General features: G+C 31.6%; 16 protein-coding genes. All 16 read right to left on the bottom strand.

Annotated elements, in window-relative coordinates:
• Positions 1-317: 317 nt before the first annotated feature.
• Positions 318-662, bottom strand: coding sequence for a hypothetical protein (locus ACFSC2_RS09145; protein ID WP_379818622.1), 345 nt, complete (start codon positions 660-662; stop codon positions 318-320).
• Between the two features lie 110 nt (positions 663-772).
• Positions 773-1,102, bottom strand: coding sequence for an NHLP leader peptide family RiPP precursor (locus ACFSC2_RS09140; protein WP_379817744.1), 330 nt, complete (start codon positions 1,100-1,102; stop codon positions 773-775).
• A 101-nt stretch (positions 1,103-1,203) separates the two neighbouring features.
• Positions 1,204-2,283, bottom strand: a complete 1,080-nt coding sequence (locus ACFSC2_RS09135; protein WP_379817742.1) for a hypothetical protein — start codon at positions 2,281-2,283, stop codon at positions 1,204-1,206.
• Positions 2,284-2,395: 112 nt separating this feature from the next.
• Entirely contained in the window at positions 2,396-4,351 is a 1,956-nt protein-coding gene (locus ACFSC2_RS09130) for an adenylate/guanylate cyclase domain-containing protein (RefSeq protein ID WP_379817740.1), read from the bottom strand.
• 96 nt (positions 4,352-4,447) lie between these two features.
• The gene (locus tag ACFSC2_RS09125; protein ID WP_379817738.1) at positions 4,448-4,768 is read right to left on the bottom strand and encodes a hypothetical protein; all 321 of its coding nucleotides are present in this window, start codon (positions 4,766-4,768) and stop codon (positions 4,448-4,450) included.
• Positions 4,769-5,208: 440 nt separating this feature from the next.
• Complete coding sequence (locus ACFSC2_RS09120; RefSeq protein WP_379817736.1) at positions 5,209-6,207, bottom strand: hypothetical protein; 999 nt, start codon at positions 6,205-6,207, stop codon at positions 5,209-5,211.
• A gap of 743 nt (positions 6,208-6,950) precedes the next feature.
• On the bottom strand, positions 6,951-7,322 hold the full coding sequence (locus tag ACFSC2_RS09115; RefSeq protein WP_379817732.1) for a hypothetical protein: 372 nt from the start codon (positions 7,320-7,322) through the stop codon (positions 6,951-6,953).
• Between the two features lie 116 nt (positions 7,323-7,438).
• Positions 7,439-7,747: a hypothetical protein gene (locus ACFSC2_RS09110; RefSeq protein WP_379817730.1), complete on the bottom strand. Its 309-nt coding sequence runs from the start codon at positions 7,745-7,747 to the stop codon at positions 7,439-7,441.
• 4 nt (positions 7,748-7,751) lie between these two features.
• Complete coding sequence (locus tag ACFSC2_RS09105; RefSeq protein ID WP_379817728.1) at positions 7,752-8,492, bottom strand: RHS repeat domain-containing protein; 741 nt, start codon at positions 8,490-8,492, stop codon at positions 7,752-7,754.
• A 430-nt stretch (positions 8,493-8,922) separates the two neighbouring features.
• Entirely contained in the window at positions 8,923-9,672 is a 750-nt protein-coding gene (locus tag ACFSC2_RS09100; RefSeq protein WP_379817726.1) for a hypothetical protein, read from the bottom strand.
• A gap of 6 nt (positions 9,673-9,678) precedes the next feature.
• Positions 9,679-13,896, bottom strand: a complete 4,218-nt coding sequence (locus ACFSC2_RS09095; RefSeq protein WP_379817724.1) for a DUF6531 domain-containing protein — start codon at positions 13,894-13,896, stop codon at positions 9,679-9,681.
• 2 nt (positions 13,897-13,898) lie between these two features.
• Positions 13,899-15,248, bottom strand: a complete 1,350-nt coding sequence (locus tag ACFSC2_RS09090; RefSeq protein WP_379817722.1) for a hypothetical protein — start codon at positions 15,246-15,248, stop codon at positions 13,899-13,901.
• Positions 15,249-15,255: 7 nt separating this feature from the next.
• Entirely contained in the window at positions 15,256-17,025 is a 1,770-nt protein-coding gene (locus ACFSC2_RS09085; RefSeq protein ID WP_379817720.1) for a type VI secretion system Vgr family protein, read from the bottom strand.
• A 75-nt stretch (positions 17,026-17,100) separates the two neighbouring features.
• Positions 17,101-17,760: a hypothetical protein gene (locus ACFSC2_RS09080; protein ID WP_379817718.1), complete on the bottom strand. Its 660-nt coding sequence runs from the start codon at positions 17,758-17,760 to the stop codon at positions 17,101-17,103.
• 19 nt (positions 17,761-17,779) lie between these two features.
• A complete protein-coding gene (locus ACFSC2_RS09075) occupies positions 17,780-18,643 on the bottom strand; it encodes a hypothetical protein (RefSeq protein WP_379817716.1) in 864 nt (287 codons plus the stop codon).
• A 314-nt stretch (positions 18,644-18,957) separates the two neighbouring features.
• A partial coding sequence (gene tssD / locus ACFSC2_RS09070; RefSeq protein WP_379818620.1) for a type VI secretion system tube protein TssD occupies positions 18,958-19,174 on the bottom strand: 217 nt, incomplete at its 5' end.

Raw genomic sequence — 19,174 nt, 5'->3', positions numbered from 1 at the left:
TTTAGGATTTTTTACCAATCTTTCTTTGAAAGAAGCATCATTAAGAGATTTAAGAATTACTTCTCTAACTTTTACTTTTGACTCGTCTGTTAATTCAATTTTTTTGCTCATGATTTTAATGTTTTAGTGTTTATATTTAATTTTTTAATGTACCTGCTTGTACATTGTTTTTGGGTTTATCCATTTTAAAAAGTTGTGTCCAGCACAATCTCTTTAAAAAAATAATTATTTTATTACCTGATGTTTCAGCACAGAAAACAAAGATCCGGTCGACCTGTTTTATTGACTGAAACAAGTTTTCATTCTACAGCTTTATCTTAGCAAGATAAAAAGTAACAGCTTTCAACAGCCGCCTCTTGCTCCAGTGCCCCACCAGCTACTAAATTTAAATCTTCCTGAGTTAATTCGATTGCATCTGAATCTCCATCAAGCAAAACATATTGTGTTGCAGATACGTTCACATAAATGGTATTTTTATCTGTTTGATCAAAAACAACTATGTTTCTTGTTTCTCTTTCGATAAGATCTGGGTAAAGCTCTGCAATTGCTGCTTTAGGATTTTTTACCAATCTTTCTTTGAAAGAAGCATCATTAAGAGATTTAAGAATTACTTCTCTAACTTTTACTTTTGACTCGTCTGTTAATTCAATTTTTTTACTCATGATTTAAAGTTTTAATGTTTATATTTAATTTTTCTATTTGATATACATCTTTTTGGGTTTATCAATTGTAAAAAATCACATTCAGCATGATCTCTTAAATAATTGATTATCTACAATTTGATACAATTTTTGAGTGTAGAAAACAAGGAATCTGTTAAATTCTTCCACATCATTTGCTCGCCTCCAGCAATTGCTTCCAGCTGGTCTTCTGTAAGTTCCAGATTATCTATTTCAGGCTCTGCAGGCAGATTTACATATACTTTAGATTTATCTGTTTGGTCAATAACAACCAGCTCTTTTCCCTCCGGCAGAACAACCTTAACACCTGTTAGTTTTTCTATTGCTTCTACAGGGTTCTCTAATAATTCTTTTCTAAATTTGATATCTTCCCAAGCTTTAGAAATGACCTTTTGTATAACTTGCTGCTTTTTGTCTTCCATAGCATTTTGTTTTTCTGTATTGTAAAAATAAAACTACTTTTTATTACATATTTGCCAGATAATACTTCAAAAATGACGAAGTTGTTTTTTTATTAAATATTTTAGAAAAAACTTTTCTCTAGTGAAAATCTAGTTTGATTGTAGAGAGACTGTTTCATAATCCAAGTAGTATGTAAGCTTTTGTTTGAGCTTATTTTATGATTAAAAAACTCGTTTATTTTTTCGGTAATCAATTCCTTATTTTCAATATTCAGCTTAATTACAAGTTTAGTTAAGTCAATCAGCAGAGCTATTTTAAGAATATCATAATGTTTATTATACGACTGCTGAAAAAAGGAAGTTAGTGAATCAAAGTATTCCTCGTAATTGCCATTTTTTAAATGTTTATTTACAGAAATCCAATTATATATTATGTGCCTGTCAGGATTGTCGACTCCAAAATTCAAATCTATATTCCATTCATTCGGTAAAAAATCCAAATGATTATTCAAATTAGACTTAACGTTACTTTCTACAATACTTATAAAGGCTTCATGAGCAAAATACTCTCTTACATCGGGATTTTTACTCCAATAGAAATTGTTTTTAAAAATATTTCCAAACAAGCCTTTGTTGTATTCTCCGTTAAACAAGTAATGCATTAAACTATTGGCTGTTTTGTTGCCTAATTCAATTTGATTACTTGCAAAATATATTCTCGATATATTTTTATTCTGTTCAAAGCATCTTGTGCATAAAGTATAGATACCCTGTTTTATTAAATACTCGATCAGAGCAGTAGCTTCTATTGTAAAAAGAAGTGCTTTGTCAAAATTTTGAGTTTTATGATAATACAGTGCCTTAACAGTCAATGTTCGCTGTTTTACATATATATATTGATTTCCTAAAAAGGAATTTTCAACTTCCTGCTCTATTGCTAAATATTTTTTGAAGGAATCATCTAAATCATTTTTAGTCAGCAATTCCTTTACAATCTCAGTTAATTCTTTACGAATATTATCAATCCTTACACTATCCTCTTTAGTCGTCCCACATATTTCTTGTAGTTCCTTTTTGTGGAAAGACTCAAACAATTTCATTGTTTCTTCTTCATAGAAAGATCTCTCTAAAGATTTTGGGAAAGAAGGAATTAAGGATAAAAACTGTTCTATTTTTTCATTCTCTAAAGTCGTCGTTCTCATGTTTGAAAGTTTTTTGTTAAACTAAAAAGTGTTTTTAAACTAAGTTTTCTTAATCTTAAAGATAAAGCGACGCTCTTGGATAAATCAGCCAAATAAACTGACAAAAAGAAAATTAATGATTGATATATTTTTCTACAAAATACATTTTGAGTTCTCCCTTTCCCTTTGCCTCAATGCTCCCTCGATATTCAAATCGGAAGCATTCTTCATTTTTTATGAGATTATAAAGCGATTCACTGATGTTAACTTTACCTACAACTCCGTTGCTTTCAATTCTGCTTGCGGTATTTACAGTATCACCCCAAACATCATATTGAAATTTCTTTATCCCTACAATACCCGCTACAATCGGCCCTGCATGAATACCTAATCGCATCTCAAAAGAAGCAGTGTTATCGGCATCGTTGTTCATTTTTCTTTTAGCCATAAAATCCTGCATTTCTAATCCCGCTAATACAATATTTGTTAAAGATTCTTTATCTTGTTTTGGAATACCGCCGGCGGCCATATAAGAATCTCCAATTGTTTTGATTTTCTCTATATGGTATTTTTCAGTGATTAGATCAAAAGCTTTAAAACAAGTGTTTATTTCTTCTACTAAATTTTGAGGAGACATTTTCTCAGCAGTTTGAGTAAAGGCTTTAAAATCTGAAAAAAGGATAGAAACAAGAGCAAAATCTCTAGCATTAACAAACCCTTTTTGTTTTAGCTCCTGTGCTATTTCTTCTGGCAGAATATTTAGTAATAGTTCATCGGAGAGGTCTTTTTCTATTTTTAAAGCTTTTTTAGATTTTCTTGTGTAGATTAATCTATTCCATAATCCTAAAGCTATGAGAACAATAAAACACAAAGAAATAATAATGATGTTTCGTTGTTTTTCCCTTTTTTGAACTTCTTCTTTATGTTTGGTTTCAACAGCATGTTCTTTTCTTACGTGAGATATACTGTCCAGCAATTGCTGCTGACGAAACTCCATATTCATCATTTTATTGGAAGTTTCTCCGGATTTTAAGCTGTCTTTGAAATTAATTGATTTTTCATAAAAATAAAGCGCCAATTTTTCGTTTTTAGTAACCTTGTAAGCGTTATAAAGACAATCACAAGCATCTTTTTTAACTGACACAGCTCCTATTTTTTCAGCATTATTATATCCTTTTAAACATTTTGTAATTGCTTCACTATTTTTATCTAATTCATTTAAGATTTTTCCAAGAGCAACTTCTGCGATACTTATATATTGCAGACTATTAATTTCAGCAGCATATTTAAGTGAAAGATCGTAGTAATAAAATGCTTTTTCAAAATTGGATTGTTTAAAAAACAATTCTCCTAAACTGGATAATACTTCGATCTTTAATTGTTTATCATTTATTTTATCTGCATTAACTAATGCCTGGTCAAGATTTTTATGAGCTTTTGAGTAATTGCCTAATTTTATATAGACTATTCCGGAGGCATTTAAGTTTTGAGAAATTGCTTTTACATCGGTGCTGTTTTTATAAATCAAATACGATTTATTGTAGTATTTTAGTGCACTTGAGTAATCTTCTACCTGCGCATATATTCCGCCAATATTTTGCGATGTTGCGGCAATCATTTTGGTATCATTTAATTCTTCCTGAATAACAATAGCCTGTTTGTAATAATTTAAAGCATTTAGATAATTTCCCAAATAGTAATAAACGCCTCCTATATTATTTAATATCGAAGAGATTCCTTTTTTATATTTTGTTTTTTTGTATTCTTGAGTACTTTTCTTAAAAAAAATCAAAGCATTTGAATAATCTCCCTGATAATAATAAGTTACCGCTTTATAGCTATAACAATCACCGACTTTTCGGCTTTTACCTAAAGCGTTATACAAGATTAAACTTTTATCAAAATACATTAATGATTGTGCATAATCTCCTGCATCCTGACTTTTCATGCCTAAATTAAGAATGGAATCTGCCTCCTTACTATTTTTACTTATTACAATCTCTTTTCTCCCGTTTTTTGGCTGCCCAAAAGACGAAAGTCCATTAAGTAATAAAAATATAGCGAAAACAATATTGATGCTCCTTCTCATGAATATGTGCGTTTTAATAAATATCAAAACGTACATATTCAAGTATTGAACAGGTACGTTTTTTTAGTCTTTACAATTTCCAGCAGCTTAATTTCGTTAAAAGATAGTGCTAGAAGAATTAGTAGGCTTAATAATTATTGGCGGGGTTGTATCTCCATCACCGCCAGCTACTAAATCAAGCTGTTCTTCATTCAATTCTGCATCCTCCATATTGATTTCTGCTGGAATATTGATAAAAATTGTCGAAGAATCTGTCTGATCAACAAAGGCAATACTTTGGCCTTCGGGCAGATGAAGTGGTCGTCCTAAAAAACTTTCTATTGTTGCGACGGGTCTAGTTATCAAATCGTTCTTAAAGGCTGGATCTTTCCATGCTTTTTTCACGATTGCATCTAGAATTTTTTGGTCATTAGTCAATTCCATTTTTTTGTATATTTAGTTAATTCCATTTTCCATTGGGGAAATTAGCCTCTTTTTTAGGTATAGAATTGCCAAATATGCTGACAAAAAATTATGGAAGGGATCTTATTTTGCTGCAATTATCAACAGTTTATGAATTTGGAGTACACTGGTACTGCATCTTACTTTGCCACAGAAGCTAAGACCGTTTTTGAAGATATTTTATATATAATCCCGATACTAGAAAAAATGCAAAAGCCTGAAAAGTGTAATTTTTCAGGCCTTTTTGTACTCAATAAATTTTATTTCAATTTGATAAAATACAGTACTTACAAGACGAAGTAGTTTGCTTAACTGCCTATAAGGAATAAAACTTTTATCTCTTAAAGATCTAATAACTAATAATTCATTATGAATATTGAATCAAAAAACTTCACTTCAATAAATCTAAAGTCATACTATTTAAAGATTTCTTTATACTTAGTAAGTTTTTGATAAGCATAACCCTTATTTGGTAGTATCTCATCGATATTGGATTTAATTATGTTTCTTTTAGCTTCTAAATTATAAACTATAAAAGGATGCGATAGAAGAATAATTGAAAATTTAATGAACTTCTGAGTGTCCCTATTTTTTAGAAAAATCATAAAATCAACCAATTCTTTGGGGTGATTAGAGAATTTGTATATATAAGAATCTATAATATACTCACTTCTAAATTTAGTTTTAGAGTTTCTTTTTGCTGAATTTATCACAGTAAATTCGTCATCTGATTGATAATAAAGTGAAGCTGACTTATTATCAATTTTATTATTTATTAGTGTGAAATAATCTATTGATTTCAATAAAGTATTATAGAGGTTATCATTATTAGTAAAAACATTTTCAAGTCTTAAATAATCTTCCGGTAACTTGCTGGGCTGCGATTCAAAAACTGTATTTATTAGTTCTTTTAAAAATTGATACAGCAATTCTATATCATCTTTGGCTATTCTGCTGTAAGCTTTTTTTTCTTTTTTTAATTTTAAGATATTTTCAAAAATATCATCGAAAAATTCAGAGAAATCAATCTGTTTTTTAGCATTAAGATATTTACCATTTCTTAGCTGATTATTATTTATAAACTCCTCAGGTGAAGGGTTAAAAAACAATATATTCTTAAAACTTAAGGCATTCTTTTCTGAACTATCATTATTTAAATTGTTTAATAAAATATTTACATAACAGAAATTTTTCAATCTATCGTTTATGTAAGATGATTTATTAAATTTAAAAAGTCTTAATAGTATTTCCAGAATGGAAAAAATATCTTCAAAGACGTCCTCGGTAAAATTCTCTGATTCTAAAGTACTGAATAATATTTCCTCTTTAAGCAAATATAACATTTCCTCAAAATCCAGTTTTTTAGAAAGCACTCCTAAAGAATAAACACCTTTTACTTGTTTATGATTAGACAATTTTAATTGCTTATTTTCTAAACGTTTCTTTTTTTCCTGAAAATCTCAAAACATTAAATTCTAATGCCTTATATATATGCATACATTATTTACATTTAATTGTTTTTACTTTTCCAGGTTGAAACAACTTAATCATTGTAAGAATTAATTGCATTTTTTTGGAGATCTAAGCGATTAATTAGCTGAAGCTTTTTTACTATTCTAATTATCTGAACAGAATAAAATTGTATCCCTCTTAAATTTTATTTATGTCAAATATTGAAATCGAATTTAAGGTATCTTCTACAAATGTTGTATAAATACCGTTAGTAATACTTAAAGCGGTTTCATTAGAAATAGTATATTTATTCTTAATTTTTAATATTTTGTTCGAAACAATAATTCTCAAATTCATGAACTTTTAGTTTTTCAAATTTTTCAAAATCAGTAATGAAAAATGGATTTTTACTTTGATGATTAGTAAAAAAAATCCCTCATGGTTTATGAAAAAACCGATAAGCACTAATTGGTCATCTTGAAATTTTAATTCAAGATTATTAAAACTGACGTAGTCATGTACTTCTAACTTTTTTACAGAATTAAAAAATTGGTATATTTTTTTTCTTGAATCTCCCAAGGAAATTTGACCAAAAAAAACCGCTCTCGATAAATTTAGATATGCTTAAATCCATATATTTACAGCGTTTTTTTATACTTTTTCAATTTTGTTAACTTCTCTGACCCTATCGAGAGAATGCCGTCAATCACAAATTTGAATTATTAAATTCTTCTAAAAAAAAGTGTATATTATTTGTTAACAAAAATTGTTTACAAAAATCAATTTCATTATTCTTTTGATTTTCATCAATCATTATTTCCTCATTAGGTTCTGACGTATTTTGTATAATACTTAAAGCCCAGTGGTAAGGCATATCATGCATTAAAAAATAAACATCTCCAGCATCTTCTAATGTTTCTAAAAAGTTTATGAATCTTAAATGAGTTTCATTATATTCTAATTTAGCATCAAAAAAATCTGTTATAAGATTTATTATATAAGAATAAAATATACTTCTGTAGAAAATTCTTTGCTTTCCATCTGTTTCATCATCAATAAAAATAAAATCCTTTTCCATAATTATATGTTGTGATGCTAATTTAGCAGCTCTATCACTACATGAACCTTATTTAAGTACTCCACTCTCAATATCAGTCTAATAGTTAGATTATAGAATTATAGCAAAAGTTTCTTTTAGATTATATCATCATCTATATATGCACTACTATTTAATTTATCCCTTAGAGCTAATTTTTTTAGTGTTTTTAAATTTTCATGTACTGATTTACTAACATCTGACATAACATTTAGTTGCTCTAAACTTAATTCAAAAGATATGTCATCATTGCTTATAACCAAATTTTTTAAATCTTCTCTCCTTAACAATATTGTACATTTATCTTGATTTTTTTCTAATGAAAACGAACCATCTATTATTCCAAATTGTTTTTTATTATCTGAGTAATTTAATAAATATGCTCCTGTATATAATTTTCTACTCATATTATTATTTTTTACATTTTATTATTGGAATTTCTCCTAGATCTAGAGGCATTCCTCCATCTAACAATTTATTTAATTTATTTATATTATCAACAAAATTAGGGTGAATATTAGTTAATCCTGCTTGTTGAGCAACATACAATGTTCTATTATTAAGTGTAACAATATTTTGCCCTCCATTCAACTCCATTACATTTAATGTCAATCCTTCAGGAAGCCTTCCTATCTTTTTTGTAGCTTCAATTGCATCTTCTAAAGATAAGCCTTTCCAAGGTCCTTCATTAAAAACATCACTAATTGAGTTCTGAGAAAATTGAATATCCCAAATATTCATTAACCCAAATGGATCTACCAACCTATTAGAATTAAATACATATCCATAAAAATTAGGATTATTTCCTTTTAACCCAATTGGATCCTGTGATAAATAAAGTCCAGCCTCAGGATTGTAATATCTAAACCTATTATAGTAAAGTCCGTTCTCAATATCTTCATACTGTCCTAATTGTCTAAAAGGAATAAAATTCCTATCACCTATTAGATTTCTTAAGTCACCATAAATATCATAATCGGTTTCCCAGACTAATTTGCCGTTTTGCGAATAAGCTTGAACAGGGCGACCAATATAATCGTTAATTATTGAGAAATTTTCATCTCCAATAATTTTGGCACAAGGAACATAAGCTCCCTCCTCATAAACCCAAGTAATTAAATTTTCAATTGGTTCAACTGTATCATAAACCAAATCATCTTCAACAACGATTAATTTAGGTCTTTCTTTTAGATCATATTTCCATTCATGAATAAGAACATTGCCATCCCAAACATAGCGATTAATTCTTTATAACAAGATAAAAATATAGTAAAAAAGCTACATTAAATACCAAATCTTTAATTAATAATTTAAATCGTATGGACAATTGCAGAACAGACTAAATCTTCTAATAGCTAGACAAAGGAGCAACATGCAAAAATATGCAACAGTTTGTTTTTCCTTATTCAAAATACAGCACAGGTACGAATGCAAGAATGAGATTTCTATTAGCTTTTGATTTCAAAACATAAAAAGACCTCATCTATGCTAAACGAGGTCTTTTTATGTTTTATCAATGCTCTTTGAGACACACAAATAATTTTCGAGCGATTTTTACATTTATCTGTGCAATGGGATAATTTTATTTCCAATATTTTTCTAATTCTTTATAATCTCCAAACCAATATTTAAAAGCTTTTTTATTGATCCCATCTTTCCCTAACCAAAAATCTACAGGATAATTCCAATCTGAACTATGAGTTTTTTTTGGAGCAACAGCTAAATTAGTATATTCCTCTAACAATCCTTTGTACTTATCTGTTTCTAAGATGCTACAATATCCTAAAGTCTCTAATAATACTTGTCTCTGTTCTGATGTTGTTTTCAAACCTTTTATTTTTCCAATACTTTTGAGAGTATTTCTTTTTAAAGTATCATCTTCCTCAGTACTTACAATAATATCAAGTATTTCTGAAAAAATTCGAATATCGTCATTATTTACTTTTACATTTTTCACATCTTCATTGTTATTAAAAGCATATAAATAATTGTAATAATTTGATAATCGATGACCTAATAGTCCTCCTTCATTTATGCACATGTATAATATTTCTAAAGCTTTTTCATCTAAAGTTTTTGGATAACCATAAGCAGTAGAACAAACTTTACATGGAGATTCTCTTTTTAACTCTTGATTTTCCCTTAAAACAAATTTATGATTAGGAATTGTTTGCATTATTGCAAATACTGGTAAACCTGAACGTAATTCACGCTTATTCGAACTAAAACTTGCCAAAAAAGATGCCACAATAGTACTTTTATCACATTTTTTATACTCTTCAAATAATTTTGAATTCCAAATATCATGGACGTTTTCTAATTCTTTTTGCATAGTAACTTATTTACAACCTCTAAATTTTTTATTAAATTCTAATTCTTGAAGCGAAGGTAATTCGCTTACTTTTTTGCCTCCTAATAAATCATCTGCAAGAGCTAACCTTTCTATACCTTTAGGCTTTTTTTGTTTTGCTTCAGAAATACCATTTATTTTATTTCCTCTCGCTTTATCACTATTATATCCTAACAAATCATTTTCTTCAACACCTCTTTGCTCAATACCACGAACTAAATCTCTGTCAGAACCTACGTCTGTGACTCTTGTCATTTTATCACCTTCTCCAAAACGTACACCATCAGTTCCGTCTGTTTTTGCATGTCTTTTTGCAACATCTTCCATACTAGCTTTATCATCCGCTCTCCCATGATAATATGTATTACCATCTGAATCAGTTAAAAAATAATTCCAATCTAATCCAAAAATGTCTACAATACTATTAGTATCTCTTACATGTCGATAAAAATTATATTCTCTACTATCCAATCCTACGGGATCTCTTGAAATATAACAACCAGTCTCTGAATTATAGTATCTAAACCTATTATAAAAAAGCCCTGCTTCTACGTCTTCATATTGTCCAAGTTGTCTAAAAGGAATAAAATTCCTATCTCCTTTTAAATCTTTTAAACCTCCGTAAATATCATGATCAGTTTCCCAAATTAAATTACCTTTATCATCATAGCTTTGTATTGGACGACCGATATAATCGTTAATGATACTGTATTTTTTATCTCCAATAATTTTGGCACTTGGCACAAAACTTCTGCCTTGGTAAACCCAAGTAATTAAATTCTCTGTTGGCTCAGATTTATCATAAACCAAATCATCTTCAACAACAATTAATTTAGGTCTTTCTTTTAGATCATATTTCCATTCATGAATAAGAACATTTCCATCCCAAACATAACGATTTATTTCGTTGCCTGCAATTTTTGCAGTACGTCTTCCTAATGCGTCATACTCAAAACTTACAATTTTCCCGTCTGGATTTGTTATGCTTTCCAGTATGCCACTTGCAAGCCAGTTGTATGTGGTGTCGCCAGGCTGCCACTTTTCATATTCTTCCTGCAGTCGTGTTTCTTCTTCCTTATTACCAATAAGCTTGTCAAATATGTTTGTTAGTTTCTCAAAAATGAGCGGTGAGTTAATATCTCTTTCACTTTTGTGTACTAGATTACCCCATTGGTCATATTTGTAAAAATACTTTTCGTCTTTTAACAGTTTTCCTCCTTTGCCATATTTACGATCGCTTCTATCAGCAGTTTTATAAAGATTACCAACGGCATCGGGTGTTTTGTAGAGTTCCTCCGTGCTGGTGTAGCTTTTTGCAAGGTTTCCAAACTCGTCATAATCAAAATAGGTCATATTCGAAGTCAGCTGGTTGACCACACTGCGTAATTGCTGGTTGGTATCCCAGTTGTAATATCTTGCTCCAGTGCGTTTTCCGTTTGCAAATACTTCCTGTTCTTTTTGTTTACCGCTGCTGTTATAACTGGTTTTTATATGCAGTCCGCCTGTAGCAAAACGCTCAATTTCTCGACCGAGTTCGTCTCTTTTCAGCGTAGTTTCCCACGATTTATGCTGTTCTTTAAGTTCGGTACTTTGTGCTTCTATGCGCTCGAGTTGTCCTTTTTGGTTGTAATGCGTTTTTATGTCTGCACCGAGACTGGTTTTTATACCTGTTCGCTGCCCCAGTTCGTTATACTCAGAAAGAAGGGTTATGCCGTTTTGGTCTGTATCAAGTTGTTGCGTTTGGGTTTCTTTTACAACACGTCCCGCTGCATCGCGCTCAAACTGTATACTGACATTTTGGTTCGCCGCTTCAACTAAAAGTCCATTTTTATTGTAAGTGTAAGTTTCCCAAGTGCCGTCGTGGTAATCGGCTCTTGTAATGCGTCCTAAAGCATCTTGCTCGTATTCTGTAACTTTGCCTCCACCGTGGTCTATTCTAGTTACTTCGCCTGCATTGTTACGGTTGTATTTTTTTACAAGACCATCAAACGCTGTTTCTCTAACAATATAACCGGCTTTGTTGCGGCCAAAATAATAGGTTTCGCCATCTTCATTTTTAATACTTGTAAGCTGTTCCATCTTGTCGTAGCTAAAACGTACTTTTACGCCGTTTTGCTCTCTTGTGGCAAGACTTCCCATTGGAGTGTAGCTGAATTTGATGTTGTTTTTACTGTCTCTTAAAGCCGTTACATCATCATAATTATCATAATCAAATTCGATAACGTTGCTGTCTTTTTCTATAATCTGCTGTACTCTGTCCAGCGCATCGTAGGTAAAATAATCCGCCATCTGCATTGGGGTATATACAGCCTTCACACGTCCGCGATAATCATATTCCCAAGATTTGAGTTTCTGTTCATTCTCTCGCCACTCAATCAGGTTATATTGTTTATCGTATACCAGTTCGAGCTCGTTGTTGTTTTTGGCAACGGTGTGCAGGAGCCCGTTATCCAAGTAATAGGCAAAATGAGTACTGGTCTTATCCGGCGCTATAATGGTTTTAAGCTGGTGACCTTTTTCTTTGTTATAAAGATAAACGGTTTTGTGTCCTTCTGGGTTTATGGCAATAGAAGGTCGATTTTGCTCGTCATACAGCATCATTTCTTCTGTGCCGTCGGGATAAACAGTACTTGTTTTATTCCCTCTTTCATCATAAACAAATCCTAAGATACGCCCTTCTTGGTCGATCTCACGGTAAAGTTCCATAAACTCGGTATAATCGTAAAATACAGAGTTGCCCATTGGATCTTCTATCTCGGTTACAAGCTGATTGGGCTCATAATAATAAGTAGTAACTGCACCATTGGCATCTGTTACCAGATTATAACCATCTTCAGGATGGTATTCTATCCAGCCTTCCTGCCAGCCTCCGTCACCCCATGTATGAATACATCGTTCCTTACTGTCGTATTCCCAGTAAAAAGCCTGACCATTACGATCCGTCTTTTTTACCATAAGATTGTTTTGAAATTCTATACGGGTTGGTTTTCCAAGAGCATCAATTATGGCGCTCATGTTGTACTGCTCATCATACTCGTATGCAACAAGCAGTTCGTCACCCTCTAGTCCTTCAAGTTCCAGTTTTTCTATAAATCCGTTTTTGGTACTTACTTTTATAGTTCTGCCTGTACTATCTATTATTTTGGTCAAGCGGTGTGCAGTAAATTCAAAAACAATATTTAGACCGTCATGATTAGCGATTTTGGTAAGCTGGTATTTTTTGCCGTTAAAAAGGGTAAAATCATAAAACAATCTTGAGTTATGATCGTAGGCCTGATAGCCATCTGCAGTTCTTTTAAGAGTCGTTTTTTCCTGACGCAGGTAAAATTCTTCCTCTGGCAGAAGATCAGGAAAGGCAACAATTCTTCCGTCTTCTAGTCTAAGTCCTACAGCCTCATCTTCTGGGAATAATTCTACGGCACGATCATAAACACAGTGTACACCATGTCCCATCCAGCCGATATATTTTGAGTCAGAGTACCAGCGACGCTCCCAATTCAGTGCGATAGGTCCTGCCAAATCAAAGTCGCTTCCTTCGTAAATAACAGCACCGTTTACCAGGTTTACAGGTTCGAATCCTGCTTTACAAAGCAGTTTGCTGAGCCAATTAGGACCTATACCTCCTTTGAGTAATTTATTAAAGGCTTTTTTACCGATTTTCATAAGTGTTGAAAAACCAATACTAGCTAAAAGTCCTGTAAGCATACCAGCCCAGTCCGGCGGATACGGCCCTGCAACCATAACAGGTTTTCCTGTCGGAATAGGAAGCGAGAAAGAGGTTGGAGCAAAAAGTGTAGGTGCAAACGGAAGCATTTTCTTACCTATCTTAGTTTTTCCAATAGACATTGATAAAGGAAGTCCGATATCGTTGCACGTCATAAGCATATGCCCTTTTGGACTCACACGAGTGCCGTCTGCAAAAACAGTTTGTGAAGCAAAAAAGTTCATGCTCTCATGACCAATGATAGGAGCCATAACCCAAGGCGAAAACAAAGGAATATGCACGAGAGGTATAATTATCCCGCCGGTATCAGAGTTTCCGCGTTTAAAACCATTTACATGCACATTTGTTCCTAAAAACGGAATATAATCTGCTGGATCCATAACAATTCCTATATAAGGATGAAAAGGATTAAATGGCGGCAATGTAGTAAAGTGGATATCTATACCCACTACAATGGTTAAATGGTTATCGGTTAACAGCATAATTAATACGTATTGCTTAATTGATATTGCTCTTGTATTTGTTTGGCAATTTGTCTTGGACTGTCTTTCCAGTTTTTTCCAAAAATGACTTCCATTCTATTACTAATTACCTCTTTTTGCGCATAATTTATTTTGGGATCGCTTTCTAAATAGCTGTTGGCTATAAAAGTAAAATTGACTATTTTGAGTGCATCGTCTGATAGTTGAAATCCGTAATCAAATGCCTCTTTTAAGATTTCAGCATATTTTTCATTTTTCTTTTTAGAAGCCAGCATCAGTGCATAATTATATCCATTAACTGCCTGCATTTCCTCGCCTGTTTCTTTTGCGGTTGCCGCTTGTTTTAAAAAGTAATCGATTGCTGTATCTGTTTTGCCAATAATGCTGTTATAAGATCCTTTATAAGCAAATAACTGAATCAGAATTCCGGCAAGTTCTTTTTGTTCTTTATAAAAAGGAGTTGTAATCTTGATTCCTTTATCCAGTAATTCATGTATAAGTTCTTCTTCGTCTTTAAACTGAAATAAAAAACTTGCAAAAATAAGATAGGAAGAGGCCCAAAAAGAAGTTTCTCCTGTTCGTTTACTGATCGTAATAAGTTCATTTCCTAATCTTTTTACTTTTTCTTGTTTTTTTTCTTTGGCTGCTTCACCAATTTCAAATAAACATTTTCGGTATTGTACTTGTGGATCATTAGGATTGCCTCTTGATGCCAGTTCTTTGTAAGCTTTACTTATATTTTGATTAGGAATCTCAATAATTAATCCTGTTTCTTTTAAAGAAGTAATTGTACTGTTATACAACTGTCTTTCTTGGTAATCCAGTAACAACAAACCAATATTGCTGGGTAATAAAACGGCAAGTTCTTTTAAACTTTCGTTTAATAACTTTGGATCACTTACTTTTTTTATTAAAAGACTAACCACTAAAAGATTGCCTGTTTTTGCTTCAAATTCTTTAAAGCTCACCAACATTTTAATATAAAAATCTTTTAGGTTTTCTATACTCCATTTATCGATTTCAGGCAGTGCTTCTTTAAAGGATGCGAAATCTGTCCAATTCCAGCTGGGATTTTTCTTAAGATCTTCGTCAAATGTTATAATCCACTGCTCTATAAGAGTCGTAAAAAAATCTTTTTTATTGTAAAAATCAATATCAAAAAAAACAAAAGAATCTTTTGATATACCATATGCCGATGATTCGAGTCTGATAAAGCCATCAACTAAAGGAAAATCTTCTATAAAAGTGATTAAACTAAATATTCTGGCTTTTGGCTGTTTTTCTCTAGTTTTTTCCCATATTTTTTGAATATTTTCAACTCTAATCGCTATTGGATTATGTGCATTATTCATTTTGGTATTAGTTTAAATTGACGATTCCTCCCTTAACATTGGTCATTGTTTTACCATCTATATCTACTACTTTTCCTTCTGCCAAAAGGGTATTTTTGCCTTTTATATTAATACTTGGAGCTTCACTGCTAATTTGGGTGTCACTTAAAATTTTCATATCATCTGTACCTGTTATGCTTGATTTTTTACTTTGAATAATGACTTCGCTTTCACCTCCTATTGTAATTTTTTCATCTGCAGTAAGTGTAATTTCTTTTGACTGCAATTCAATCTTATTAGGGGCAAAAAGTGTCATAGTCCCATCTCCGTTGAGCTGTACGATATTACCACTTGGGTCTGTTGCTGTAAATGTATTTTTCTCTTCATCAAGAATAAGTGAAGTCCCTCCTCTTGTTGCAAAACTTCTTTTATTATTGTTTTCCCCGCCGCCGCCGCCGCTTTTACCGTGAAACACGCTTCCTAGAATAAAAGGTCTGTTTGGGTCTCCATATCTAAAGTTTAACATTACATGATCTCCTACATCAGGTATAAATACCATACCACGGTTAGTTCCTACTTTATCGCTGCTCCCTGCATCGGGTGTCATGACACGCAGCCATGATGTTTTCATGGTTGTACCTTGCTGCCATAACATTTGCACTCTAACCCTCCCCTTATTTTCAGGATCAGTGTTGCTCTCTACAACTGCCTGTTGAGTTTGCGCTATTGGATAAGCAACATCTGGTTCTGGAAGTGTAAGCACTTTGGACGGGATTGCCCTAAAGTTGTTTTGGTATTCTCCCAAATGAGTGGCATGATGTGTAATTTCTGTAATTAAATATGACCCTACTTCTTGTTTTATAAAAGCTTTATTTTCTAAAATACTAGATTGAATATTTACAATACTTCCTACTCTTAATTTAGGATTTTTTGTGCTTGCTGTCACATAATTGGTGTTTGCAGCTGCACTTTCCTGTTTCTTTTTCAAGAAGGATTCTAAAACTAAATCATCTCCTGTACTTATCAATCCGTGTGTAAAGGCTGGTGTAGCAAAAACTTCTTTAGACGCAGCAAAAGCTTCATTTCCTAATTTTGGTAAACCTGCAACCGTATCTTTCGATTTGGCTGTAAATCTTTTGTCATTAGTTTCATTATAAGTAAAAGCGCTGAATTTACTTGGAACCGTTTGTACTGAAATTTTTAATTTAGAAATATCGCTGTTATAATTCAATGATACAGGATCATCAAAGCTTTTGGGTTTACCAAAATTCAATTTTTCTCCATCATAATACAGCCATTCGTTGTATTGTTTTGCCAAGCGCTGAATGAACTGAAAGTCTGTTTCGAGATACTGATTTTGATAATCCATTTTACTGGTATATTCAGGATTAACATCATTTTGCAACTGTTCTCCTGCCCCGTTTTGAATAACTTCTCCTACTATATCTTTTAAGCTGGACGATTCCCATGAATGCAGTTTTTTTCCAGATTCCAATAATACTGTTTTAGAAAAACCTGTCAGGATGATTTGGTTACCCATATGTCCCATTTCCTGTTCAAATTCTATATTTGTCACGATTCCTAAAAAATTGTTATCTTCATCTAACTTTAGATGCAATACCTTCCCAAGCCAGGCCTGGGCATTTTCTAGTGTATACGCTAAAGGACTTTCTACTACTGAATGCGGCACATAAATTTGAAATTTATGATGATTATTAATAGATTGATGCAATTCTATGTTAGTAAAATGGCTTATTTGCTTAGAATCAATTCCGAAAATTATTGCAGGTGGTTTCATATTTTTACTTTTTTATGTAATCTGTAAAATTAATTTCATACTGAATATCAATATTTTAAAAAATAATTTCTAAAATCATCGACACTTTTCAATTTTTAGTAATTGCATTTTTTCATTCTCTAAATTATCCGTGTAATACCACTTATCGTCTTTTTTTTCAAGATAATCCGGAATATTCGAAAATGTAGTTTGTGCGTCTTCTACAATATCAAAAGCACTTTCATTTATATTAAACTGTTTTAATTCTAGCCACTTACCTTTACAAATAGAATAAATTTTGCAACTATTCAAATTACTAAAATCCAGATTATCTACTACTAAAGCAATTTCATCTCTGCCATCAAGATTATTGTCGCCTATATTTATTAAACAATAAAGCCCTTGTGCAGTTCCTAAATGAAGTGTATCTAATTTCTTTTTATTAAAAGCAAGATAAACATCTGAATCCTGATCCATGAACCATTTTATAACATTCTCCCATTCATTTTTTGCCGGATCTGGAGCATTTATAATTTCTTCTTTTTTTAATTTCGAAAAATTATATTGAAAAATTGTATCTCTTTTGCCATCTCCATCAAAATCTCCTACGCAGAATAATTTTCTGAGCTTGTGGAATGTTTCAATTTCTGTGTTTTTTAAAACACTGGCTGTATGCTTATTATTTGAATGTGTTTTTTTGTCATTTTTGGCACAACTAAAGAATAATAGCAGCAGTATTAAATTCAGTATTTTCATAAATGTATTTTTCCAAAAATTAATTAATTTCGTTTAGAATAGCAGTAAACACTTCATTTTGTTTAAAAAGAATCATCATTTCATTTTCTATGGGAGTGCTGCTAATGTTTCCATTATTTATAAAAGGATTTACAGGGGAAGTAGAATAGTTTACCTCACCTATAATTTTTTTATTTTGTTTAATTTGATATTCTAAACTAGGAATAAATCGTTTTTTGAAGTCTCCTATCTGCTTTAATAAATGTTCGCCATAGTGATTTTTACCGTCTTTACCCATATCAGAATTATAGGTGTATTTCCCAGCATGATTTTCTTTTTTGGTAGGGTAGTATTTTCCTGTATTAAAACCCTTATCTATATCATCTGCTGTAATAGTCTGCAAACTTATTACTGTAGAAAAATAAGGCCAATTTTTTTCTATTTTACTAAAATAATCACTTATAGCGGCTTTATAACCTCCTAAATTAGAATAATCTTTAACTGAACCATGTGTGGTTTTTCGTTTAGAAGGTGTTCCCATAACACCAAATAGATTATAATCTTTATATTTTAAAGCAGAAACGCCATAACCGCTTTCCAGACTTGACTGCGCAAGTACAAGAAGCGCTCCTGCCGGCGATGCGCCTTTTGATTTTGCAAACTGATATATCTCAATTGCTATTGTAGTTAAAAACAAATGATGAAGAGGCTGGTCTGCTTTACTTGTTAAAGGCTCTCCTGCAAAACTTGCATTTGTATTTTGATTTTTTTCACTCCTATTGTATACGATCAAATCTATAGGATTTGTATTAACCCATTCACCCTTTTCCCAATTATAGAATAAAGATTTTACTTCAAATGAGAAATCGTTTGTATTGTTTCCTAAAAATGATAAACCAGACATAATATTGCTATTTAATGGTTGCGGGTTATAATAGACTTCTGAAGAAAATATGAGATTTTTTCAGATCATTTTTTTATTTCAAGATACCTCCAATTTTACTGTATTAGCTGTATACTTATTTCAACTTAAATATTCATAAAAAACATTTTTAGTTAATAGGATTTAAATCACTATTATCAAAATACATTTACTTTCTACGGCTATATGAAGTGAATATGATCTAATATTTTTCTATTTTTAATTAGAAAAAATATTAGACGGACAAAAAATAAACAAGAAGCGACAGATCGCCGCTTCTTGATCATTGAGGCTAATTAGATTTTAGCCCAATTGTTATCTAACGTAGCGTTACCCAACGTGATTTTCTCTGCAGAGAAAGTAATCTCTGTAGTCATTGGAGTTTCTGCCATAGCGTCTAACTGCTCGCTGAAGAATACAATAAAAGCGTTCTCAAAAGAAAGTTCTTTCATTACCTGCTCAGAGTCAGCTTTGAAGAATTTTACTTTTCCGCTTACTGGTTTGTGCTGGCTG

This window comes from Flavobacterium artemisiae (assembly GCF_042678225.1).
In the GTDB taxonomy this organism is placed as follows: domain Bacteria; phylum Bacteroidota; class Bacteroidia; order Flavobacteriales; family Flavobacteriaceae; genus Flavobacterium; species Flavobacterium artemisiae.
The sequence above is the reverse complement of the archived record's forward strand: the minus strand, read 5'-3'. Positions and strand labels throughout refer to the sequence as shown.